This is a genomic window from Hahella sp. NBU794, from assembly GCF_050749805.1.
Taxonomy (GTDB): domain Bacteria; phylum Pseudomonadota; class Gammaproteobacteria; order Pseudomonadales; family Oleiphilaceae; genus Hahella.
Genome location: NZ_CP192738.1, coordinates 2,489,018 through 2,512,088 on the forward strand (window position 1 = coordinate 2,489,018; position 23,071 = coordinate 2,512,088).

The 23,071-nt window shown below is 46.6% G+C and carries 21 protein-coding genes; 15 read left to right on the forward strand and 6 right to left on the reverse strand.

The window, feature by feature from the left end:
- Positions 1-40: 40 nt before the first annotated feature.
- From ACQYWX_RS11200 to ACQYWX_RS11215, 4 genes are all read right to left on the reverse strand, one after another.
- Positions 41-1,288: a HEAT repeat domain-containing protein gene (locus ACQYWX_RS11200; RefSeq protein WP_431688810.1), complete on the reverse strand. Its 1,248-nt coding sequence runs from the start codon at positions 1,286-1,288 to the stop codon at positions 41-43.
- Between the two features lie 177 nt (positions 1,289-1,465).
- Complete coding sequence (locus ACQYWX_RS11205; protein WP_431688811.1) at positions 1,466-2,182, reverse strand: DUF4328 domain-containing protein; 717 nt, start codon at positions 2,180-2,182, stop codon at positions 1,466-1,468.
- Positions 2,169-2,429 (reverse strand): hypothetical protein, encoded by a 261-nt coding sequence (locus ACQYWX_RS11210; RefSeq protein WP_431688813.1) that lies wholly within the window; start codon positions 2,427-2,429, stop codon positions 2,169-2,171. The genes ACQYWX_RS11205 and ACQYWX_RS11210 overlap by 14 nt, the downstream gene beginning before the upstream one ends.
- Before the next feature lie 14 nt (positions 2,430-2,443).
- Entirely contained in the window at positions 2,444-2,641 is a 198-nt protein-coding gene (locus tag ACQYWX_RS11215) for a DUF6316 family protein (RefSeq protein ID WP_431688815.1), read from the reverse strand.
- Positions 2,642-3,166: 525 nt separating this feature from the next.
- Here ACQYWX_RS11215 and ACQYWX_RS11220 point away from each other — a divergent pair.
- On the forward strand, positions 3,167-3,466 hold the full coding sequence (locus ACQYWX_RS11220) for a hypothetical protein (RefSeq protein ID WP_431688816.1): 300 nt from the start codon (positions 3,167-3,169) through the stop codon (positions 3,464-3,466).
- Between the two features lie 9 nt (positions 3,467-3,475).
- Here the strand turns inward: ACQYWX_RS11220 and ACQYWX_RS11225 are convergent, their stop codons facing one another.
- Positions 3,476-3,976 carry a hypothetical protein gene (locus tag ACQYWX_RS11225; RefSeq protein WP_431688817.1) on the reverse strand — a complete coding sequence of 167 codons (501 nt, stop codon included), beginning with the start codon at positions 3,974-3,976 and terminating at the stop codon, positions 3,476-3,478.
- A 162-nt stretch (positions 3,977-4,138) separates the two neighbouring features.
- Here ACQYWX_RS11225 and ACQYWX_RS11230 point away from each other — a divergent pair, with 162 nt between their 5' ends.
- From ACQYWX_RS11230 to ACQYWX_RS11250, 5 genes are all read left to right on the forward strand, one after another.
- Positions 4,139-4,393 (forward strand): hypothetical protein, encoded by a 255-nt coding sequence (locus ACQYWX_RS11230; RefSeq protein WP_431688819.1) that lies wholly within the window; start codon positions 4,139-4,141, stop codon positions 4,391-4,393.
- 124 nt (positions 4,394-4,517) lie between these two features.
- On the forward strand, positions 4,518-6,509 hold the full coding sequence (locus ACQYWX_RS11235; protein ID WP_431688821.1) for a diguanylate cyclase domain-containing protein: 1,992 nt from the start codon (positions 4,518-4,520) through the stop codon (positions 6,507-6,509).
- A gap of 125 nt (positions 6,510-6,634) precedes the next feature.
- A complete protein-coding gene (locus ACQYWX_RS11240; protein ID WP_431688823.1) occupies positions 6,635-7,150 on the forward strand; it encodes a DUF1993 domain-containing protein in 516 nt (171 codons plus the stop codon).
- A gap of 150 nt (positions 7,151-7,300) precedes the next feature.
- Positions 7,301-7,885 carry an ATP-dependent Clp protease proteolytic subunit gene (locus ACQYWX_RS11245; protein ID WP_431688825.1) on the forward strand — a complete coding sequence of 195 codons (585 nt, stop codon included), beginning with the start codon at positions 7,301-7,303 and terminating at the stop codon, positions 7,883-7,885.
- A gap of 485 nt (positions 7,886-8,370) precedes the next feature.
- Positions 8,371-9,540, forward strand: a complete 1,170-nt coding sequence (locus ACQYWX_RS11250; protein ID WP_431688827.1) for a DUF3103 domain-containing protein — start codon at positions 8,371-8,373, stop codon at positions 9,538-9,540.
- Positions 9,541-9,640: 100 nt separating this feature from the next.
- Here ACQYWX_RS11250 and ACQYWX_RS11255 read toward each other — a convergent pair whose 3' ends face one another.
- Positions 9,641-9,946 (reverse strand): ComEA family DNA-binding protein, encoded by a 306-nt coding sequence (locus ACQYWX_RS11255; protein WP_127969748.1) that lies wholly within the window; start codon positions 9,944-9,946, stop codon positions 9,641-9,643.
- 225 nt (positions 9,947-10,171) lie between these two features.
- On the opposite strand from ACQYWX_RS11255, the gene ACQYWX_RS11260 reads away from it, so the two are divergent.
- The 9 genes from ACQYWX_RS11260 to ACQYWX_RS11300 all read left to right on the forward strand — a co-directional run bounded on the left by ACQYWX_RS11260 (position 10,172) and on the right by ACQYWX_RS11300 (position 23,066).
- Entirely contained in the window at positions 10,172-10,519 is a 348-nt protein-coding gene (locus ACQYWX_RS11260; RefSeq protein WP_431688829.1) for a histone-like nucleoid-structuring protein, MvaT/MvaU family, read from the forward strand.
- Between the two features lie 226 nt (positions 10,520-10,745).
- Entirely contained in the window at positions 10,746-12,236 is a 1,491-nt protein-coding gene (locus ACQYWX_RS11265) for a capsule assembly Wzi family protein (RefSeq protein ID WP_431688831.1), read from the forward strand.
- Positions 12,237-12,253: 17 nt separating this feature from the next.
- Positions 12,254-15,340, forward strand: coding sequence for an SLBB domain-containing protein (locus ACQYWX_RS11270; RefSeq protein ID WP_431688833.1), 3,087 nt, complete (start codon positions 12,254-12,256; stop codon positions 15,338-15,340).
- 123 nt (positions 15,341-15,463) lie between these two features.
- Complete coding sequence (locus ACQYWX_RS11275) at positions 15,464-16,414, forward strand: Wzz/FepE/Etk N-terminal domain-containing protein (RefSeq protein WP_279501979.1); 951 nt, start codon at positions 15,464-15,466, stop codon at positions 16,412-16,414.
- Between the two features lie 64 nt (positions 16,415-16,478).
- Positions 16,479-18,353 (forward strand): asparagine synthase (glutamine-hydrolyzing), encoded by a 1,875-nt coding sequence (gene asnB / locus ACQYWX_RS11280; protein ID WP_279501978.1) that lies wholly within the window; start codon positions 16,479-16,481, stop codon positions 18,351-18,353.
- Entirely contained in the window at positions 18,334-19,197 is an 864-nt protein-coding gene (locus ACQYWX_RS11285) for a class I SAM-dependent methyltransferase (RefSeq protein ID WP_431688835.1), read from the forward strand. Before asnB ends, ACQYWX_RS11285 begins: the two co-directional genes overlap by 20 nt.
- A gap of 154 nt (positions 19,198-19,351) precedes the next feature.
- A complete protein-coding gene (locus tag ACQYWX_RS11290; protein WP_431688836.1) occupies positions 19,352-20,524 on the forward strand; it encodes a lipopolysaccharide biosynthesis protein in 1,173 nt (390 codons plus the stop codon).
- Positions 20,524-22,281 carry a carbamoyltransferase C-terminal domain-containing protein gene (locus tag ACQYWX_RS11295; protein ID WP_431688837.1) on the forward strand — a complete coding sequence of 586 codons (1,758 nt, stop codon included), beginning with the start codon at positions 20,524-20,526 and terminating at the stop codon, positions 22,279-22,281. The genes ACQYWX_RS11290 and ACQYWX_RS11295 overlap by 1 nt, the downstream gene beginning before the upstream one ends.
- 35 nt (positions 22,282-22,316) lie before the next feature.
- Positions 22,317-23,066: a class I SAM-dependent methyltransferase gene (locus ACQYWX_RS11300; RefSeq protein WP_216735775.1), complete on the forward strand. Its 750-nt coding sequence runs from the start codon at positions 22,317-22,319 to the stop codon at positions 23,064-23,066.
- Positions 23,067-23,071: the final 5 nt, after the last annotated feature.

Sequence of the window (23,071 nt, forward strand, 5' to 3'; positions counted from 1 at the left end):
TCGGGGCATTATTATGCGCTGTGACCAAAGGAGGTCACCATCAAACTGGGTGGCCTGAACGTATCCAGGTGGCCTCAAGAGGACCTGCTAGTGGTTCTATTTCAGTTGTCCAAAGCGATGCTTGATTGTATTGGTTTGCATAATAGCTTCGCTCGTCAAATGGCAAATGAAGCCCTGAAAATATCATTAACGCTTCGTGGCGTACTTCTCTAGATTCTCGATCAGTATCTAGTAGGAGGGAGGCTTGAGTGGCGAGAGAAAAGGGCTCGCCATCTTCATACCGGACACCCTTATCAAACTGATCTATATTTTCACTTAGCCAGCTTCTCCAGAAGCTAACCAGTTCTTCCTCTGCACCAAATTGGTCAACATTCCATTCTCCAGTTATATCGGAAATTCCCTCGCTGGCCGCCGCGCGAACTTCTTCCTCTGCATGTGATAGGTAAGGCAGTAACTGCTCGATAACGTTTATGTCGCCTGAAAAACCAAGGCTTCGTAAAGTGGCGACTAAAGCATCAACAGCAGAGATCTCTGGTAGTTGCTCAATAAGGAACTGAATTTCTGACTTAGATGCGTAGCGTCCAATTGTGAAAGCAAGAGTAGCATCGTCTAGCCTTTTATCAAAAGCCATCCGGTAAAACTCCATCCCACGATCATCGCCACACATAAGTAAGCTCTTGGCGCTTAGCCTTCTTATGAGAATGTCCTCGGCCTCATCTTGTACGATTTGCAATAATGGGGGCACGAAATCTGGACTGCCCAAATATCCTAGCATCGATACGATGCTCATGGTTGGGTTTAATACTCTCCCACCGTTGATGTAGAAGGCCGAAAATTCGGCAAGCATATTTTTGCCGATGACTTCTGCAAATTGATCCTCAACCCATGGTAACGAGAGCGCGTAAGCTTTGCGGCAGAAACTAACAATGATGTCCTGCTCGCAAACTCTGAGTACACGAGAGATCTTTTGGTGGAAATAGCTTTCTTTGCTCTTTAGTCTCTCTAACAGCATATCCACAAGAGGGGCATGCTGCGATTTTAATATAATGTGTATTGATACTTGGGTACTTTCATTGCCTATTGGAAGCTGTAATTCAAGATAATTAGACAATTCTGCTAAAGAGGTATTCGCTGCTAACACGCTTGTTATTTGTTCATACTCAACCTCGAGCTGTACAAGTTGAGCTATTTCATCGCGGTCTCTTGAGGAATAGATTGAGCTGGCAATTTTTTCTCTTTCAGTCCATAAGAGCACGGCTTTTCCAAACTCTTCTTTCCAGTCATTCATAGTCTATCTACCTTATATTGGGCGGGCCATCTCGGTATGCGCTAAGAGGAAGATGTGCTGCGCAGCTACTCCATAGCGGAGGTCCGTGAGTCGGTTAACTGGACAGAGAAAAATGACGAGAGATTGATCACGTGTAAATATCTTTGCGGGTAAGTTTGGGGGGGTATGTCCCCCTTTTTATATGTCTTGTTTAATAGCAACTTGGGATTGTTGGCTATGAGATTGTGCGTTCCTGTCTTCTAAATGGGAAAGCTGCATTTTGGTAATGTTATTGACGATTGCTAAAAACACTAGAGCCAGAGGTATGTCAAGGAGTGTTGCTATTTGCGTTATAATATTTAAATCCATGAACTCTTGAATTTCATCAGCATGAGATGTAAGGCGAAAAACAACCTGGCCAAGTATGTTAGTAGTCACCCATAGAGTCCACCAAAGTGGCAAAATTCCACTAACGCTCTGATTTGTAAAGTCTAATGGGTTTTTGCTTGCCTTCCATATTTCCTTCATTGCTTGATATGGTTTCCATAGCGTTAGTATTGGTATGAAGTAGTATCCAATTGACCATCCAGGCGTAAAGACCATTCCATCCGCACCGAGCTGCCGTGCATTATAGTTTGCTCGATGTATCCACCTCAGTATCAGAACTGAAGAAGCTATAAAAACCGCTAAATATATCAAGCTAATTATATTCTGCCTTTGATCATTGGCTTCTCCGTCTGCAATAGCTTGCTCCTGCGAGGAGTAAACCTCATTTTGATAGTCAGATAATAATTGATACTCAAGATACCCTGAAAAGATAGAAACCACTGCAACTACAATTTGCGCATAGAGCGCGTATCTGACCCAACGGGTTAAAGCGCTTGAATCTCTGTAACCTACGTTATGCTTTGTCAAAGCAAAATTTCCTTACTTTCATGTGAAGGGGCTCGGCCGTAGGAGGCTGGTTGCTGGCCCCAGTTTTGTGACTGTTAATTGGAAGGAGATTCCCTTCGTTATGCTCTTCTAGTGTTTCGGTTTCCACAGCAAAAGCCAGGGGCTGATCCAAAATCTCAGCCAGCCATTCATTTGCATATGGGGTGATTTGCCCATACTCCCTCAAAACGGTCATTGCCTCAAGCAGCCTTTGGCGGATGTGCTCCATTCTAGCTCCTTCCTTTATATAGAGGCCGACTGAAAGTATTGGAGGTATGCAGCTAGACCTTTTTCCGCAGCGTTTGTTGTCTCATAAGGACCAAGGGAAATATTCTCGCGGGTTTTGCAGTACCATTGGCCGTCTACTTGGTAGAGGCGCATCTCGCTCCTAATGTGATCAAAAGGAGCCCGGTCGCCGTTGCGGCGGTTGGTGTTTGGCATTGTTTCTACTCCATAAGGTTACAACTCCACGGCGCGGATTTTACGTATGACAGGGGGTAATTTCTAAGCGATTATTCGTAATTCGTTGTGAGAGATTTCTTACAAATTACTTTTTTAATGACTTGGTGGGCGTTTTTTTGATCTGACGGGAAGTTCGGCAAGTGCACCATTTTTGCACCATATTATTTTTTATGTCTGTAAGTTTTTGAAATAAAAAGATATATTTTTTATGCTGTCCAATCCATCATTGGGGCCACGGAAAAGCGACGAAGACCATCATTGCTCGTCATGTCTGCGTTGTTTGCTGAAGTTGCAGGCATTATTACATCTCTAAAAACGGGGAGGCTTGCAGCGAACTGAAGTCGTTGTTGCGCCTTTTGCTCTTGGGCGACCTGATTTGGTCAATTGGCGGGCAGTATATCATGGCCGTCGCTGTAAGGCAGTGAGCTTCGTGACGGCTTATGTAACGTTTATGTCACGATTTAGGCCCGTAACTTTATCTGGAAAAGGAATTGGGAGACGGTATTGCTATTAGTGTGCATAGGTCTATTTATTGTGGTCGCTTTTATCGCCCCGCTGCTTATCTCTTCATGGAAGTGGTTGAGCGCCTTGGTTTTGGTTCTTGGAGGGCTGCTTCTCATGCTGGGCGTTGAATTCATGTACCGAGAATATATGGATACAGAAGTCAGAGATTACGGGGCTCTTGGAATGCTAGTCCCTGTGGTCATCGCTGTGATGGCGGGGCCTGTATTTGCTGGCGGGCTTATTAAGTTACTTTATTTGGCCATCAAGGCGGATATTTCTTCCTCAAATGGAGAGGCATAGCGACGCTATTCATCCTTCTTTGTCTTTGTTCAGATCATGCGCATAGGTTGCTTCCATTACAAGGGCGTATGGCGTCCAAATTAAACAGATCAAGGCGCTGAAGAAAACGCAAGAAATAAGATGTATCCAGCCGGCGCCAGTTAAGTAAGCCAGTGCGAACAGGGCGAAAAACGCAGCGATCGATACGAGCCCAGCCCTCTTGCGTTTAAGAAGAGCGTGAGACAGATGCTCTCTGCCTATAATGAAAAAAATTGCGAGTCCAATAGTCAAGAGGCCTGATTCTATTTGTGTATCCGCTGGATCTTGGCTGAAAAGTAGGTTTGCGCCTACGGAAAAGAGGAAAGGTGAGTAGCCCAGAGCTAGATGATGGTGTGGATCTCCCTTGATGTAATTGGCAGTGATTGAGAGCCAATGCCCCTCTTTGGTCTCGTTTTTAGTCAGGAACGAGACCCAGAATGGCGCCGCCAGGAAGAATCCCAGAAACAATAGCATGGCGAGAGCGATGACCAAGGTAGATGCCTCTGTGGTGGACGTCAGATTTTACATTTCATAAAGATAATTTTTCATCACCTTTTGCTTTATGAGTATAAGATACGCGGCCTGCAAAGTGTTGGCGCGTAAAGTACTGCGTTAGGCGGTGCTCGCCACGAAAGTATTAATTGGGATGATTAAATGATTTACGAGCATAAACGAAATACCAATATCGGCGTCGGCTTGGGCGTCATAATGCAGTTGGCGGGAAAGTCCATGAGCGCCACCAGTCCAACAATGGGTTTTATTGTCGTCTTATTGGGCATTGTCCTCTTTGTGTGGGGCTGCGGGCAGTATGCGAAAAGCAAAGGGTATTCTGGAGTGTGGGGATTTCTTGGGTTGTTCAGTCTGATAGGCCTGATTATTCTGGTTTTTATGAAAGATAGAGATCGCTAGCCCGACCAGACTTACCGCCGCACACTATGCGTCATTCTCTGGTGCATAGTCCCTCAGAGTTCTTGCAACCCCTTATCAAATCATCTATCTCTTAGTATTCGGACTGCGATCGGAATCGGCCGCTATGAATCTGGGTATTCGAACCCTGCTATCACTCACCCTTGCCGGAATAGTCTTCATCACCACCAGCCTTGTGAATGGGATTGTCGACTATGAGGCTTCGCACCGTTTACGGAATGAGTTAGGGGAGCAGTATTCTGAACTCGCCTATCAAATGGCGGATCGGTTGGATAGGGGGATGTTCGAAAGGCTCAGTGACATGATCAACGTGTCCAGTCTCCCCACTATCCGCAATCTCAATGGCTCCCAGGCGGAGCTGCAGCGCAATATTCTGGAAACCCTCAAGCGAACTTACGGCTATTACGCCTGGGTGGGTCTCACCGATGTTAACGGTGTGGTGCTCCGAGCTACCGGTGGTCTGATGGAAGGAGTGGATGTTTCCAGCTTGCCCTGGTGGAAAGAAGGGCATCTCGCCCCTTATGTTGGCGATGTAAGGGATAGCGAAATGCTTGATCGCTATCCGCGTCAGGGCGACCCGACGCAACCTCTGCGTATCGTGGACTTCGCTGCGCCGATTCTCGGGCCGGATGGCGCGCCAATTGGCGTAATGGGCGCTCACCTTAACTGGGACTGGGTCAAAGAAGCCGCATCCAGCCTGCTGCAGCAACGCAACAAAGATATAGAACTGCTGGTGCTCTCAAAGGATGGCGATGTCCTGCTGGCGCCTGAAAATACGCCTTTTACGAAAGTGACGCTTCCAGATTCGCTCAAAGGCAACGAAACCCACATTATGACCTGGCCTGATGGTCAGAAGTATTTGACGGGCTTTTCCGGCACCAAAGGGTTCCTGGAATACTCCGGGCTTGGGTGGACAGTCATTGCGCGACGGGAAGTCTCCCAGGCCCTCGGTCCGGTTCGGCAGCTGAGTGCGGCAATATGGATGTGGGGAGGCTCGATTACTATTATTTTTGCCATGATTGGCTGGATGATCGCGGCGCGTATTTCGCGTCCTCTAAGAGAGCTGGCGGCTTCCGCGGAAGCGATTGAGCGCACGGATAGCCAACTTTCCTACACGGAATCATTCGCCCCCAGAGAAATTCGCGGATTGGCGGCGGCCTTGCGGGATATGCTGGAGAAGCTGCGCAATCGAGAGGAAACCTTGCAGCGCCAGTATTCGGAGCTGCAAATGCTGTACGAAGGCTCACCGGTTGGCATCGCTATGATTGGGCAGGACTTGAACTGCCTGCGCATCAATACCCGTTTGGCGGACTGGTTTGGGGTGGATAATACGTGGGTGGTGGGGCGTAATATCCATGAAATCTCCAGTGAGTTGATGGAGTGGACCAAACCGGTGGTATTGAAAGTGTTGGAGTCCGGGGCCCCGGAGTTTGGTATTGAGATGACGATGAATGAGAGCAGTGCAGGTAAGTCGCGGCACTTTTTAGCCTCCTGTCTGCCCTTGTTTGAAGAGAAGAAAGCCTCTGCAGTCGCCGTGGCGTTACTGATCAGCGAAATGACCGCGCAGCGACAGGCGGAATACTTCGCGACTCACGATACGTTGACGGGGCTGCCCAATCGACGCTTCCTCTCTACTTTTATTACGCAGGAGCTGGCGGTGGCCCGGCGACAGAACAAGAAGGTCGCTGCGCTGTATCTGGATCTTGATCGTTTCAAAGACGTCAATGATAACCATGGACATGACATTGGCGACGCGCTGCTTCAGGAGGTGACGCGCCGATTACGTCAAGTGGTGCGCGAGTCGGATTTGATCGTCAGGCTGGGGGGCGATGAATTTGTGGTGGTGCTCCTGGATATTAAAGGCGTTTCCGATGTTACGCGGCTTGCGGAAAGCATTATCAAAAGCCTGTCGGCGCCATACATTTTTGCAAGCGTCGAAGTACGCACCTCCCCCAGTATCGGCATCGCCGTCTATCCTGATGATGTCTCTGGTGAGTCCCAACTGCTTTCCTGTGCGGATGAAGCCATGTACGAAGCTAAGAAAAGCGGCCCTGGGCAGTATCGGTATTACGCCGATCTGCATGGCGCCGAAGAATAGCCTGGCGCTGTAACGTCGCGGCAACGCCTTCATTTACCTCAAAGACATTTACTCGTCGTCTTGCGTCCTGTATTTAGTGATCGCCAACACTAAGTATTTCATATGGCTATCGATTAAGGAGTAGCATGTACGATCAATCCGTTATCGTCTTTGAACACTATTTGCAGCGTTTGTCCGTCATGTTGAACCGCCTGGAGGCATATGCTGAGGCCGGGTCTAAACAGGAAGCAATACTGCAAACGAGTCTCGCGCCGGGTATGTTCCCACTTGTTCAGCAGGTGCGCACGGCGATCGGTTTTTCTCTGCGGACCTGCTATCCGCTAGCCGGGCTGGATATACCGGAAACAGAGTCTCATGAAGACACAGTTGCAGATCTGCACCGTCAAATTCAAGAAGCAGAGCGCTATTTGCAGGCCTTGTCAGCGCAAAGTTTTACCAAGGCTGCAGAACGGGAAATTGTGACGACAGCCGGGTTTAAAGAGTTGCGATTGGATGGTCAAACTTTTCTTACCCAGTATGCATTGCCGAATTTTTTCTTTCACTTCAGCATGGTCTACGCAATTTTGCGACATTGTGGGGTTCCAGTCGGGAAGGGGGACTTCGATGGTTTTCATGAGTATCCCCCGGGATTTGCATTTTGAGCCTCATGAACATTGACCTTCGCACTTAGGTTACTTTTTGGGGGTACTTTTGGGGTTGTTTTGATCTGAAAGAGGTGAACTATACTGAGGTGGCTTAATCACCGGTTGCGTTCAGTGCGCAAGCTAAAATCAATATAAGGAGAGTGATCCATGGAAAAGTTGTCCGGCGAACCTGAAAAGGGGAGTAAGACTGACCGTATTGAAGAGCAGTATTCATTCAAGTCCCGTTTTGTGTTTATTTTCGGCGAGATTAACCATGAAATGGCGCAAGCGACCTGCCAGCGCTTGATAGCCTTGGCGGAAGACTCGGAAGACCCTATCAGAGTGCTGATATCTTCTCCCGGCGGGCATGTGGAGTCGGGAGACGCAATTCACGACATTATTCGTTTCATCCGCGCGCCGGTCGTTACGGTCGGCGCTGGATGGGTCGCCAGTGCGGGTACGCATATCTATTTGGCGGCGGAAAAAGAGCGTCGAGTTTGTTTGCCCAATACGCGCTTTATGATTCACCAACCTGGCGGCGGCGCAGGCGGTCCTGCCTCGGATATCGCCATTCAGGCGAAAGAGATCCTGAGAGCCCGTGAGCGTATCGCCCATGTTGTCGCCAGACAGACGGGCAAACCATTCGAAAAAGTATTGGTGGATATAGAAAGGGATTTTTGGATGAGTCCAGAGGAGGCGATGGATTACGGCATTGTTTCCCGCGTAATCGAGTCCTACAAGGATCTCCAGTAAACTTTATATTCTCTACTGCTTCATGAGCGCGGTTTAAAGCGCTCATGATTTATTTATAACGATTTATATAACCGACCTTATCGAGTATATACTTCTGGCGCGAAAAATAGATAACAATGTATCTCTATTTCCGCCTCAGCCTGCTGATACTAAAGAGATTTTTAGAGTCATTTGGCTCTAGAGCATAGGAAAAAATATCAGCCTCGTCACTATCCTATTCAGCCGATAAAACTGAAACTTGCAACATTCTTCTCAAAAATATTAAAAAAATTAAATCATTGAGAAACTTTTTGGAAAACATGTTGTATTCTCAAATGACCGGCGGACCTCTCATGCATATAAAGTCGTTATCAAAATCCAGTGTGTTCTCCGGCAGTAACCCCTGATGGGGGCTATTCGCTCTTTTCCATTTATCCAGCGCTCGTAGTCGAGGGAATAGACCTGTATCAGGGTTCTATCAATAAGGAAATAATAAGGAATTCAGTATGAGGAAAAATACTGCTTTAGGATTCGTAACTTTGTTGGCGTGCAGTTTCATGTCCAATATAACGGCGGCCGAAACGGTCACCATTAATAACTCGCCATCAAATGTTCCTGCTATTCACTCTAAGTTCGTCCCGCCTGGATTTATCAAACTCGCCAATGAAAAACGTATGATGGCCAGCGCCGCTGCACGGGAAATTAATCCAGCGGATCTTGTACGCCAATTAAAGGAAAATAACGGCAGCGTCTCGGTGGCCAATGTACTGAAGGATGTAAAAGGTTTATCCAGTTCCTTTGTGAATCAGGCGCAAAGCGCAGAAAGAAGCGTCCTGAACAAGAAAGGCATACGTACAAAAGGGGAAACATTACTTGAGTTGCGCATAGCCGCTCCGCAGATGATGTCGCAGTTACAAGAGGGCGTGGAGCCTCTCTATGCCTACGAACCGGATGGGGATGAATCTTCCTGGCAATATATTGAAGCCTATGACAGCAATGGCGGTTTGCACTTGCTGGATGTGTGGAATATGCCGGAGCAGCCCGTTGTCGTTGTCGACATCAATGCGAAAAAGGATATGCAGCTTGGCCTGGCGCAGATGCGCCAGGTTTTTTCTCGATCTGCGTCTAAATCCATTCAGATCAATAAAGCTCAGTCGGATAGCATCGATGTGACCATACTGGACAGCATCCGTTTGGAAGACGACGAGGAACCATGGATCTCTGGCAATGCTGAGGTATACGCGATTGTGACAGGCGTTGATCCCAGCAGAGATGAGCCGGCGCTGGATATTGTGGACATGCCTTATCTCGATGAAGACGGCAAAACTTATTACCCCAACCAGGTTGTCGTTTATTGGGATAGATATCGTTGGGGCGCAGCGAATATCATTTTGATGGAGCATGACGATAACACCAACTATCAAACGTTGGCTCAAAAGCTACTGACTACCGCCGCTGAAGTATTGTCAGCGCTGGGGCAGCCGGAGATCGGGGCATTGGTGGCGTTAGGCAGCGGAATTGTCGAGCTGATGCCAGAACACTGGTTCAGCAATGACGACGACTATCTGGACTCTTTCTATACATTAGAAAAGAGTATGCACTATGGAAATCACATGGGCGTATCGGGTAATGCGATGACGACTATGAGACCCTACACGTTGAATGGAATTAAATAACGGTAAATAAACGGGCGCATAGATGCGCCCGCCAAATAAAAAAGGCCCACTCCAGGAACAGTTATAACTGTCGCGGAGGGGCCTTTCGAATGCCTCAATATTATTCCAGCACAATCAAGCTACGATTCTTTTCTACGGTCTTCTCACCAATACCTTTAACCAGCGCCAACTCGGAAATATCTTTGAAGGGGCCGTTGGTGGTGCGAAACTCTATAATAGCTTCGGCCTTTTTAAGGCCAACGCCATTGAGTGCTTTTGCTAATGCTTCGGCGTCCGCCGTATTAATATTCACCACATTCTGTTGCGCGGCCGGCTGCGTTTGCTGTGGCGCGACGTCCGTAGCGAATGAAACATTAGCGAAGGCGAGAGTAAAAGCGAAGAAAATAACGGATAGCAGTTTTTGCATGTGAAATCACTCCATTGAAGTATTTGATTTAATATCCACCGATCCCGGTGGTGGCGCTATTATGCTCAATGCGTTTAAAAAAGCTGTACGCTTTATTCTGAATTTTTCGTAAGAAATAACGTACGGCTGTAAGAAATGCTCCATATACCTCTTGATATTTATTTATTTTTAATTACATTGTTATGGGATGATTGTAAACCCGATCGAATAACCCCGGAGCTATAAATGAATAAACTATCTGCTTATATTGAAGCAAAAGCCGCCTACGAAAATCTCAAGAGGAAAATCGAAGCATTGGAGAGCGATGAGAGTGTTAAGAAAACGTTAGAGTTTCAAAAGAAACTACAGGACTTAATGGATAAATACGGGGTATCCAAAGAAGAAGTCGTTCGTATGTGGAACAAAGACGAGAAACCTAGTGCGACTGATAAACGTCGTGGCGTTCGTCCTTTGAAAGTATACAAAAACCCTCATACTGGCGAAGTGGTTAAAACCCGCGGCGGCAATCATAAAGTGTTGAACGAATGGCGCGGTAAGCACGGTAAAGAAACCGTCGACAGCTGGATCAGCTAAGCTTTTTGGCGCTACCTGCAGTGCTTTCCGGCAGGTGGCGCGCACCAAAATCAGTCACCTAATGCATTGATTTGGTTAAATAATGCGCAAAAATTAATTTTCCTCGCTTCCTACACATTCCAAAACATCTCTCCTATAATCCTTTTAAATAGCTGTATCTAATTATAATAACGCCAGCTCTCCTAATCAGAGTGGTATCAGACAACTACAATAATCGGTAATAAGGGTGAAGGAATCACTAATTCCGGGGAGGAAGTCTGTACTTGCCTTGCTCCTGGTCTGGTCACTTAATGCGCATGCTTCGCCATGGGCGGATACTGACGATATCCGTCTGCGCCATAGCCTGCAGCTACTAGTCGATTCAGGGTACGCCAACCTGAATGTGATGGCGTGGCCTATCTCCTGGTCCAGCATCGATAGAGAATTGATGCTGATCGACCGCGCAGAACTCCCTTCCGATCGTATTCGTACCGCTTTCGACTATGTCCAATTTGAATTACGCCGCTATAAGACTCAGAGCGCTCATTTTGAAGCGCAATTCTATGCTTCCAGTCGTTCTCCTTTCCTAAAAGGCTTTGGTGACAGTTTTACAGAGAAAGATGAAGCATGGTTGCAAGCGGAATTTTTGGGTAGTTTTTTGGCTGCCGGCATACGTGTCGGCGGCGTCAATGGGGATTATGACGAGACTCCTACTGCTCGGGCCGACGGCTCTTATATTGCTGGAATCTTCGGTAATTGGGTTTTTGGCATCGGCGCAATTGACCGCTGGTGGGGACCGGGGTGGCAATCCAGTCTTATTCTTTCCAATAACGCCAGGCCGGTCCCTGGCGTGTTCCTGCGGCGTAATGCCGACACTTCTTTTGAAACACGCTGGCTTTCCTGGTTAGGGCCCTGGAGCTTCGAAATGTTTGGTGGTCAATTGGAGGGCGAGCGTGCTGTCCCTGACGCCAAACTACTAGGCGCTCGTTTCTCTTTTAGACCGCTGCAAAATCTGGAGTTTGGATTATATCGGGTTGCTCAGTGGGGAGGAGAGGGGCGTCCTCAGTCAATTTCCAGTTTGGTTGATATGTTGTTGGGGAGAGACAACATCGGAGATGGAGGGGTCGTTGCTGAGAATGAGCCTGGTAATCAGTTAGCCGGTATCGACCTGCGCTTTTCCCTTGATTTTGATTCGCTTCCCTCCGCCCTCTACCTGCAAGTGGTTGGAGAAGATGAAGCTGGAGGCCTACCGTCCAAGAGGCTATGGCTCGGTGGGCTTGAGAGTTCATTTGGCTTCAATGATTGGGATTATGGTGTTTTCCTTGAGGCTGCGACGACCTCGGCGGGGGGGATTTTTGGATCTCTTTCTTCCAATGTTGCATATAACCATCAAACTTACCTGACAGGCTACAGATATCACGGACGCTCTATTGGAGCCTCGGTGGATAATGATGCGGAAATATATTCCATTGGGCTGCGTTTAATTGCCCCGAGTTCTACGGTGATAACAGGGTCTGTTGCAAAAGTGCGCGCGAACATTGACAGCGCGCGAATCGCCCCTTCGCCCAGCGGAGAGTTTTATGAAGAGTCGCTATGGGAAGCACAGCTGGCGTATCAGAGTGAATGGGGAGGATTGCGGTATGAAGTCGGCTGTAACTATTTCTCTAGAGAATTAATCAACGATTATGCCGCAAGTGGCGATTTCCTGGTGTGGCTTGAAGGGACATATAGATTTTAATAATGAAGAACGTATATATGCACAGTATGTATAAAGCTATAGCGATAATACTTCTCTGGGGATGGAGCTTGCTCTCAGGCGCTCAGACGCTAACGCAAGAGCAAGTGCAGCAGTTTCTTTCGCTTCCTGAGGCGCAACAAAAGGCGCTTGCCCAACAATATGGTCTGGATATAAACGCTTTAAAAAAATCACAGGCCACCACAAGCCAGAAAAAACTTGAGCCAGCTCCGGAATCACCAGTCAGGCCATTGCCTTCTGAAGAGCAAGAGCGTTTTGCTGACAGTGGCGGACCTGACAGTCGTATTGATGAGTATGGATATGAATGGGAGCCGGACGAAGGGGCGTACTCCTATGAGCAAGACTGGCTGTTGCGCGATGATGAGCCGCCTGCCGATAGAGATCTGGGTCAAGATGTAGGGTATGAGAGAGATAGAAGCTGGTCTTCAAGGGAGGAAAGCAGGGAGCGTTATAACAAGGATCGGCGTAACAAGCAGTTCAGGACTGACCGCCAAGACAAACGAGAACAGTTGGATCAGCGGGAGTGGCGAGAAAGACGAGAGAGAGAAGAGAGACGTGATGCGCCTTCTACCGCCAATAAAATAAAACCATTTGGCTATGACCTATTTGCTGGTGCGCCAACCACGTTTGCACCAGTCACTGAAATACCTATACCCGCAGAGTATATCGTTGGACCTGGAGACACTATCCGGGTGCAGATGTTTGGCAAAGAAAATCAACTACACGAGCTGATAGTCACCAGGGACGGTCAGATTCAGATACCTCAAATAGGACCAATTCCCGTGGCGGGCTTGTCTTTCAACGAGTTGAAAGATCAATTAACACGTTTGATTCAACAAAAATTTATTGGCGTTGAGAGTGCTATTTCCCTGGGCGAGCTAAGAAGCATAAGGGTGTTTATCCTGGGCGAGGCAAGAACGCCGGGGGCTTATACGGTAAGTTCGTTATCTACCATGACTAATGCTCTGTTTGTCAGCGGAGGAGTGAGACCTACTGGTTCGCTACGTAATATACAGCTTAAGCGCCAAGGTAAGCTGATTTCCGCTTTGGATTTGTATGACTTGCTGCTGAGCGGAGACACAAGCGCTGATCATCGCTTGCAGCCTGGCGATGTCATTTTTATCCCTCCCAAAGGTAAAGCTGTGGGCGTTGATGGCTATGTTCAACGCCCTGCTGTCTACGAGCTGAAGAATGAAAAGACGATATCTGAGGTTGTAGAGCTGGCGGGGGGGCTTCGGGCGGAAGCCTACCCGAAGTTCACCAAGGTGGAGCGGGTCGCCGATGGCTTTAAAAAGACAGTGCAGGACGTGAATCTCCTTACCAAGCAGGGGGAAAGGTTTGGCGTCAAAAATGGTGACTTAATTACTGTCGGCGCCGTGGATGAACTTGTGGAAGGCTACGTGAAAATCCTGGGCGAAGTCAGCCGCCCAGGGGTATACGACTGGAGTCCGGGGATGCGGGTCAGTGATGTCTTGCACTCCATCAAATCAGGCTTAAAACCTTTGTCGGACTTGGAGTATGCGCTGATAGTCAGAGAAAAGGGCGCCTATAAAGACATTGAAGTTATTCACGTCAAACTAGGGGAGGCCCTTTCAAAACCAAGTAGCGCTGCAAATGTGGTTATGATGGATAAGGACCGGCTGCTGGTTTTTGATCGATATCGCAGTAGAAGCAAAATGCTGGCCGGACTGTTAAGAAAATTAAAGGCGCAGTCGAGCCCGGCCGAGAAAGAAAAAACATTCTCCGTTCTTGGAACCGCTCGCCTGCAAGGTAAGTTTCCGTTACCTGAAAACTACTCTGTGAAGGACGCTATCATTGCAGCAGGGGGGATAGACCCAGCCGTAACGGACCTCAATTACGCGCTATTGATAAGAGAGGTCAACCCGCGTGGAGATATTGCAGTTAAGGCGCTGGACTTGGTAGAAATTTTTTCTGACAAGCGAGATGCCGGCTATACGATTAAGCCCTTAGATAAGCTCATTCTCTTTAATAAAGATGCAATCAGGGAGCCGCTTCTTGAAGACGTTATTAGCAGGTTGCGAGAGCAAGCGCGCCCGGGCCACCCCCCTCAGTATGTGACCATTGGCGGCGCGGTGAAGTTCCCCGGCTCCTATCCTGTTACGGAAAAATTCTCAATTGATCGGCTCATTCGTGCGGCGGGGGGATTGCTCGACTCTTCATATACGCTGCAGGCCGAAATATCGCGCATAAATGTCTCTTCTGCAAAAAGCGACTTGGAAGTATTTAATGCGCCTGTAAATACGCTGACTGATGGCGTGACGAGCGAGCTAAAAGCAATGGATAAGGTATTTATAAAAACTATACCTGAGTACGCGGAGCGATATACCGTCACTTTGGAGGGGGAAGTTCAGTTTCCGGGAGAATATGTAGTTAGAAAGGGGGAGACGCTATCACAAGTCATCGAGAGGGCTGGGGGATTCAGCTCGAACGCCTTTATTAAAGGGGCGATCTATACAAGAGAGCGTCTAGCGGAGTTGGAGGCGGAGAGGTTGAAAGAGGCGGAGGCGCGCTTGAAAAGGGACTTGGCCTCACTGCAACTGCAATTGGCCAGGGAAGGCAACCCTGGGCAGGAAATATCTACATCTGATCTGGGCACATTGGAAAACTTGCTTAGCCAAGTCAAAGAGAGCAAGCCTCTGGGTCGTCTGGTAATAGATTTGAATGCGTTGATGCAAGGGGATAAGAAACAAGATGTCATTTTGCAGGAGGGAGATAGATTAATCGTTCCTCCAGTCACGCAATCTGTGACGGTCATAGGAGAAGTCCAGTTTTCCACCAGCCATATCTTTTATCAAAATCTTTCCGTTGAAGACTATATTAAACGGAGTGGCGGCGAAACGGCTCAAGCGGACGCGGGGCGTACTTATGTTGTAAGGGCAAATGGCTCCGTTTGGCTACCAGGCGGTTCCCCTTGGTTTAGCAGTGGTACGGAGAAGATAGGACCTGGAGACACTATCGTAGTGCCCCTGGAAACGGACAGGCTTAGTAAGCTACAGCTTTGGACGAATGTCAGTCAGATCTTCTATCAGATTGCTTTGGGAGCGGCGGCGGTTGCAAGTTTATAGCGTAAATAATTCCCTGGTGTAACTACATTAATGTAGTTACTGTTACTTTGTTCAGGAGGGTTTATGAAAAGATTATCTATCCAGATAGGAAGAGAAATGACCTTCTCTATGGACTATTGAACTATGGAAAGAAAGACTTTTCCTGTTATTGAAACGTACAAGGATAACGAAGTCAGTCTTAAGGACATATTTCGCACCTTGTGGAAGGGGAAGTGGCTAATAATATCCATAACCTTCATTTCAATTTTTTTTGCGATATTAATGGCGGTTAATAAACCGAATATATATAAGTCATCTGTATTGTTGACGCCGGCGCAGGAAGAGCAAAAAGGGGGGCTTGCAGGTCTTGCGGGTCAGTTTGGAGGGTTGGCCAGTATCGCGGGACTTAATATTGGCGGAGGGAAGTCTGAAGTAACAGAGGCGCTGGCTATCCTGAAGTCACAAGATTTTCTCACGCATTTTTTGAAAGAGGAAAATATTAAGTCCTCTCTGTTTATTAAAAACTGGGATAAAGAGAGTGGACAGTGGAAAAAACCGGGCTCTCTGCTAGGCGGACTCTTAACCTGGTTAAAGGGAGATGATGAGGAGGAATTATCTTCTCTCGAACCTTCCTGGCAAAAAACCTATCAGGTCTTTGTAAGTAAGCATTTAAGTGTATCTGAAGATCCTAAATCCGGGCTGGTAACGGTTTCTGTCATGGCGTATGAGCCAGAAGAGGCGGCGCATTGGGTAACCCTCCTGATTAATAAACTGAATAGCCATGTAAGGCTACAGAAAAAAGCTGAAGCCGAAAGAAGCATAGATTATCTAAATGAACAGATAAGGCTCACTGTAAATGCTGAAATGCAAAGAGTTTTATATCAGTTAGTCGAAGCGCAGGCCAAAGTGGCTATGTTGGCTAGCGTCAGGGAGGATTATGTGTTCAGGGTGATCGATCCTGCGTTTGTGCCAGAGCAAAAATATAAACCAAATAGATTTCAAATGGTGATCGTTGGCGCTATCGCAGGTTGTGTTTTTGGGGTTTTATTAGTTTTATTTATTCAGATTTTAACTGAAAGCAAGCAAAGTGAGTAAGCCTGTTATTGTTGTCCTTGCATTATCACTATTTATATAAATGATATGAGGATCTATCAAGCTAATGTGTGGAATAGGCGGTTTCTACTATAAACCTTCACACTGCGCGAACCAGGATGGCGCGGCGTTGCTTAAAGGGATTCTGGAAAAGCAGCGGCATCGCGGCCCTGATGCTTCCGCTTATTGGCTTAATAAGTCGAAAGCAATAGGGCTTTGTCACTCCAGGCTGGCCATAGTTGATTTATCTCCCCAAGGCAATCAGCCCATGCATAGCCCTTGTGGTGACTTGACCGTAGTTTTTAATGGAGAGATATATAACTATAAAGAACTGCGAACCCGGTATGAGGCGCTTGGATATAAATTTAATTCCAATTCTGATACTGAGGTTTTACTGGTCGCCTACCGGGTGAAGGGAGAATTGTTTCTTGATGAGCTAAGAGGGATGTTTTCCTTCGCACTTTTTGACCATCAGAGAAATATCCTGATTTGCGCACGGGATCCTGTAGGCAAAAAGCCTTTCATATACGCTGAAACTAGTAGCGGATTTTATTTTTCTTCTGAGATCCCCGCATTGGGAGTGTTTACGGATATAAACAGAAGTATTGATCACTCCGCCTTGGCGGCGATGCTTTTACATAATCTTCGTCATATTCCTGAGCCACATACCGCTTTTCAAGGGATTAAAAGGCTTAGGCCAGGCCACGCAATGATTGTTCGCGAAGGAAGGCTGGAGTCGATGTGGCGGCATTGGAGTCCCACTCCCGGCATGGTGAGAGACGCCGCGGAACTGCGTGATGTAATTGAGAACGCTGTGGCTATACGGTCCCAAGCTGATGTTCCTGTTGGCGCATTATTGTCGGGCGGGGTAGATAGCTCCGCTATTGTCGCTTTGATGAAAAAGCACACCAACCAAACTATTCGAACCTATGCCTTCGGAGCTGGCCCTGAGGATGAAGATTTGTGCAGGGCGAGAAAGGTAGCGAGACTTTTCGGAGTGAGTCATAAGGAATTTTATTATGACGCTGATAGGCAATTTCAGGTTTTTAAAAGCTTGTTGGCGACCTGGGGGGAGCCAATCATGCTGTTGCCGCTTATTCATACTTATGAAATGTCTGAAGCGATTCATGAGGATGGAGTTAAGGTCGTCATGAGCGGAAATGGCGCTGATGAGCTGTTCTTCGGTTATACCGGTCATTTCCATACTGCAAAAATATCAAAGCTTTTAAACGGCATAGCTTTATTTCTGGCATGTGCTCGAATTGCACCTGACAGTTGGAGAAAGGGGCCGCTAAAGTTTTTACTAGAAAGGCCTGGATTAAGGAAAGCGGCATATTATAAGTATAAGGCGGCTGAACAATGGCCTTTGATTATTCCTCCTGACATAGCCAGGACCATGCTGAACTATGTTTCCGAGGAAATGAGTTATTGGGGGCCGCTTCTTCCAAATAAAGATTTCATCGATGAGTCCAACTATTTGGCTTTACTAATTGAGAATGCCCATTCAATAACAATTTCGTCTGATCTGCCCGCAATGATGGCCTCAGTGGAATTTCGAGCGCCTTTTCTTGATAAAGAAGTTATCGCAGCTGCGATGGGAATACATTTTAAAGATAAGGTGCGCAAAGGGGGAAGTGGAGAGGGTCTGAAATATATTCTCAGGGAGGCGGTGGGAGACTTGATCCCAAAAGAAATACTGCATGCGCCAAAGCGAGGCTTTGGTATGGGTATTCAGGAGGAAGATGTTTTAAAGGGGCCATGGCGAGATGTAGGAAATCGTCTTTTTACCGGAGCGGATGACTGCGAGGGCCTATTTGACGCAAAAAACCTGAATGGTGTCTGGAATCGGTACCTGGGAGGAGACAGCCGCGTCGATACAAGCACTGTCGCGAGGCTCTTCGCCATACAACTCTGGAGGAATCATGAGAGCGCTGACTTCTGAAGCGGAAGCCCTTTGGTTGGACTTCTTGAACAACTCTGACAATAGAGGGCACGCGGAAAGGATTATTTTGGGCGACAGCCTTCAACGTCATTACGAAGCTTGTTCTCAGTCATCTCGCGAGGTAGTTCGGTGGGTCTCCCAGTACGTAGACAGAAATAATGTAAAAAGCATTCTTGAGGTTGGCTCTTCTATTGGAATGAACTGCGTGGCCCTCGCTGAAGAGTACCCGGGAGCTAAAGTGACTGGTATTGAGCCTGAACACGAAGCGGTTAATGTGGCGGAAGCTTTATCTAAGGAGGTTGCTACTTGCCGATTTGTTCGGGGCTTCGGTGAGAGCCTACCTTTTGAGGATGGTGAGTTTGATCTGATTTTATGTAGTACGGTGATTGAGCATGTCAGGGACGTAGAGAAAGTCATCAGTGAAATGACGCGGGTGCTATCAAAAAATGGAGTGATATACATTGAAGCGCCAAACTACATATGGCCCTATGAGCCGCACTTACAAATATGGACGATACCAAAGCTGGGAAAAAAATGGATGTCTTTGTGTGCTCTGGTTCAGGGTAAGAGAAAACAGGCGCCCTTTTTAGATCACTTGCAGCTTGTAACGCCTCATCAAATTAAGAAATTACTGCTTAATAATGAACTCGCCATCAGAAATGTATTTTATGAAAAAGTAGAACGCTTATTGCTCGGTAACTCTGTGGCGATAAAGGCGTACCCTGGCATAGCAAAGGCCCTTCGTATGCTGAATAAATTAGGGGTGGGAAAGGTAGTAATCAGCGTGATATTCCTAATTGGGCTTTACCCCAGTCTTATGTTTGTCGCTAAAAAGGGACAATGAATTGCTAGCCTTGGCGTCAATAAAAGTTATAAAGCCATACTTAAGCACTCTTTCAAGTGGTTATATCCTGATGTTCGTAACAATGCTGACTCAGCTTATTACGATACCTCTATATCTTGACCAGTACGAAAAGTGGGGGTTTGGAGTTATTTCCATGATGCTTGCCGCAATACCTCTCCTGGCATTAGGAATAACTTGGGTTAGCGGCGGAGGGGCGCGTCTTATGGGAGAAGCGGTTGCTAAACAGGATATTGCTGGCGCCCGTCAGATCTACTCAACATCAAAGTACCTATTTACAGGTTATGGACTTATCGTTGCGGCGCTGCTTGCGATAATTGGAGTTTTCTTTCAGAGTTACTGGCTTAGCGGGGCTCCTGACTCCTATGCAATATCTAATTTTCACTCCTTAATTGCATGCTTTTGTATATACATTGTCATCCAGTATGAGTTTTCCTCTGAGCTGGCTGCGTTTGCTGCGACGAAAAAACAGCACGAAGGTAATGTATTGCAGGTTATAAGCCCTTTGATTATGGCTGTCTCAGTATATCTTATGATCTTGTCTGATATCGGTATGCAGGCGGTATTTATAGCCATGGCGCTTGGCTTTCTGACAATGCGAATATGCACCCACTTTTACTGGAGGAAAATGTCCAGCCACGGACATTATGTGATTTTACAGCGCCCAGATAGGGCGCAAATAGAAATTGCCTCTAGAATGCTTAAGAGCTTTGCGGCAGGGTACTCAATATATGGAGTATTACTTCTATTTATATTCTCGGATGTAATCATTGTTGGGTATTTAATGGGGGCGGAAGCCGCCGCTACTCTCACTCTGATTTGGAAAATCCCTAATCTTCTGATGCAGACATTGTGGAGAATTCCCGGATATGCTGAGCCATATGTCATTCACATGGATGCCAAAGGTGAGAAGGAGAATTTGCGAAATCTCTTCAAAAAAGGATTTTTCGCTTATGGAGTGATGTGCTTTGTGGCGGCGACGGTGTTTTACTTTGCAGGAGAAAGCATACTAAAGGTATGGGTGGGTAATATTTCCGAGCTTTCAGGCGATTTTAATTACTTAATGTGCGCCGGAGCTGTTTTCTTTCTTAGTCTTGCCCGATGGCCGGTTAGCTTCCTTTATGCAATGGTTAGATTACGTATGCTGATAAAAGTTATGGCTGTTGAGTTGGTTTTTAAAATTGTACTAATAATTTCACTGTATGACTATTTTGGCTTTATTTCTCCAATTGTGGCGGTAAACGTTGAATATATACTAGGGCTGGCTCTAGCCTATTACTTTATAATAAGAAAAGAGAGATTGATCTAATGAAGATATTAGCGATTCATGTCGGTCATAATTCCACTGTCGCAGCTATGGAAGATGGTGAGATTAAAGGCGCGTTAAGTCAGGAGAAGCTGGATAATAAGAAGAACTCCGCAGATTTTCCGGTGGATGCCATTCGCTCTCTTTGCAGAGAGTTGGGATGGCGTACGGACGAGATAGATAAAGTGCTGATAGCAAGCTTGGAGGTCTTTCCTGCTATTTGTTACGACTATCTATTTGGATCTACACCGGAAACCCAGACTTCCCTGAGCATAGCGGAGCTTATCAAAAGGGCCGAAAAAGGTATCGCAGGACGTTTGGCTCCTAAAGCATTTGACCGACTTAGGACTATTCGGGCGAATCAGCTAAAGGAGATGGGGGTAGAGGAGTTACAAGTTAACTTAAAAAAAGCAGGACTTGAGCATAAATCCATAGAGCATATTGAGCATCATACCTGTCATGCTCGTGCGGCATTTCACTCATTTTGTTCAACTCCATCAAAAAAAGACGCACTTATATTTACCTTAGATGGTAGCGGCGACGGCCTATGCGCCACTGTGAGCATTGCTCGCGCTGATGGCGGTTGGGAGAGGTTGGCTGAAACGCCGATGAGGTCATCCCTGGGTGGTATATATAGTAACACCACTAGATTTTTAGGCATGAAGATACTGGAGCATGAATATAAGGTAATGGGATTGGCTCCTTATGCAAAAAGCTACTACCTGAAAACCTATGAAAAGATTTTTAAACCGGTAATAGATTTAGATCCACATAACCCGCTTAGCTTTTCTTCCAATGTGGATACGACAAAATTCTACGATTATCTGGTGGAGAATGCAGTTGGAGAGCGTTTCGACAATATCGCCGCCGCGTTACAGCATCTAACGGAAGATCTATGCATTCGCTGGATTAAAAGTGGAATAGAGAAAACGGGACTGCGGGATATATTTGTTGGCGGCGGAGTTTTTATGAACGTCAAGCTAAACCAGCGAATTAAGGATTTGGAAGAAGTCGACACTGTCTGTTTTATGCCTTCATGTGGCGATGAGTCTAATCCCATTGGCGCTTGTTATGACTATGCTGCGAGAAGCGGTCATCCCACAAAACCATTGAAAGACTTATTTCTGGGGATCGGATACTCAAGGGAGGATTTCGTTGATTACATAGAAAAAACGAGGTTGAGTGAGAAGTATAAGATTCAAGAGTTTGATGAGATAGAAGTAAAAATTGCGCAACTGCTTGCAAGCAAAAATGTCGTTGCAAGATTTCATGGCCGCTGTGAATGGGGAGCCCGTTCATTGGGTAATAGAGCCATATTGGCGCACCCAAGCTATATGGAAAGCTTCTACACAGTTAATGACTTGATTAAATCCAGAGACTTCTGGATGCCTTTCGCTCCCAGCATCCTCGAAGAGCATGCTTCTCTGTATTTGCAAAACTATAACCCGGAAAAATCCGAAGCGCCTTATATGATATGTACATATCAGGCGACAGAGGAAGGGGTCGCCCAGCTGCGCGCTGCGATCCATCAAGGGGACCACACGTTGAGGCCTCAGGTCGTCAAAAAGCAAGTGAATCCTGACTATTACAGGCTGATCCATGAGTTCCATGGCCTTACAGGCGTAGGAGCTGTTTTAAACACGAGTTTCAACCTTCATGGCTATCCGTTAGTCGCCACGCCAGAGCAGGCAATTATGACTTTTGAGAACTCAGGCCTGCAATATTTGGCGCTTGGAACATTTTTAATCTCAAAATCATAGCGTTGCTATGGGCCAAGAATACAAGGTACGCAATTATGAACGATATAGTGCGGCTCTCAGAAGATAGAGTGGCTTATTTTGATCATGACTCCACTGCTGTACATGCTGTTTCACCGGTTGTAAACACTGTTCGCTCACTTCTCAATAATCCGGCTTCAGTTAATTTGTTGGATGTAGGAGGAGGGAATGGGACTTTTTTGGATACTATGCTGAGCTCTATGCCTGAATCAAGGGGAACAATTGTCGAGATGAGCCAAGTAATGGCTGACAAAAATACATCCCGTCACAACAAAGAGGTCGTATGTGATAACTACTTGGATTGGGCTAACAGAAAGCTAGATAGTAATGAGAGGTTCGATGTCATTTTTTTTAATTTCGTACTCCATCACTTTGTCAGTGAAAGCTGGGCGTCATCTGTAGCATTACAGAGGAAAGCTTTAGAAGTATCCAGAGAGCTACTTACAAAAAATGGTGTGATTATTGTTTATGAAATTCACTATAACGGAGGGTTGTATAACGAGGTAACGAGTAAAATAATATTCGGAATTTCGTCCAGCAGGCTGTTGGCTCCGTTTGCGAAATTTATGGGAGCTAATACTGCAGGATTTGGTGTTTGTTTTCACTCAGAACCTTTTTGGAAAGAGCTTTACTATAATCAAGGGTTGGTGTGCAAAAAAGAGTATTTGATAATGAAGGGCGCTTTTGAAGGCTTTATGCCGAAGCTTCATAAGGTTTTTTTGAATATAAAAAGTATGAATTATAAAATCCACTTTGTTGGAAAATAACAGAA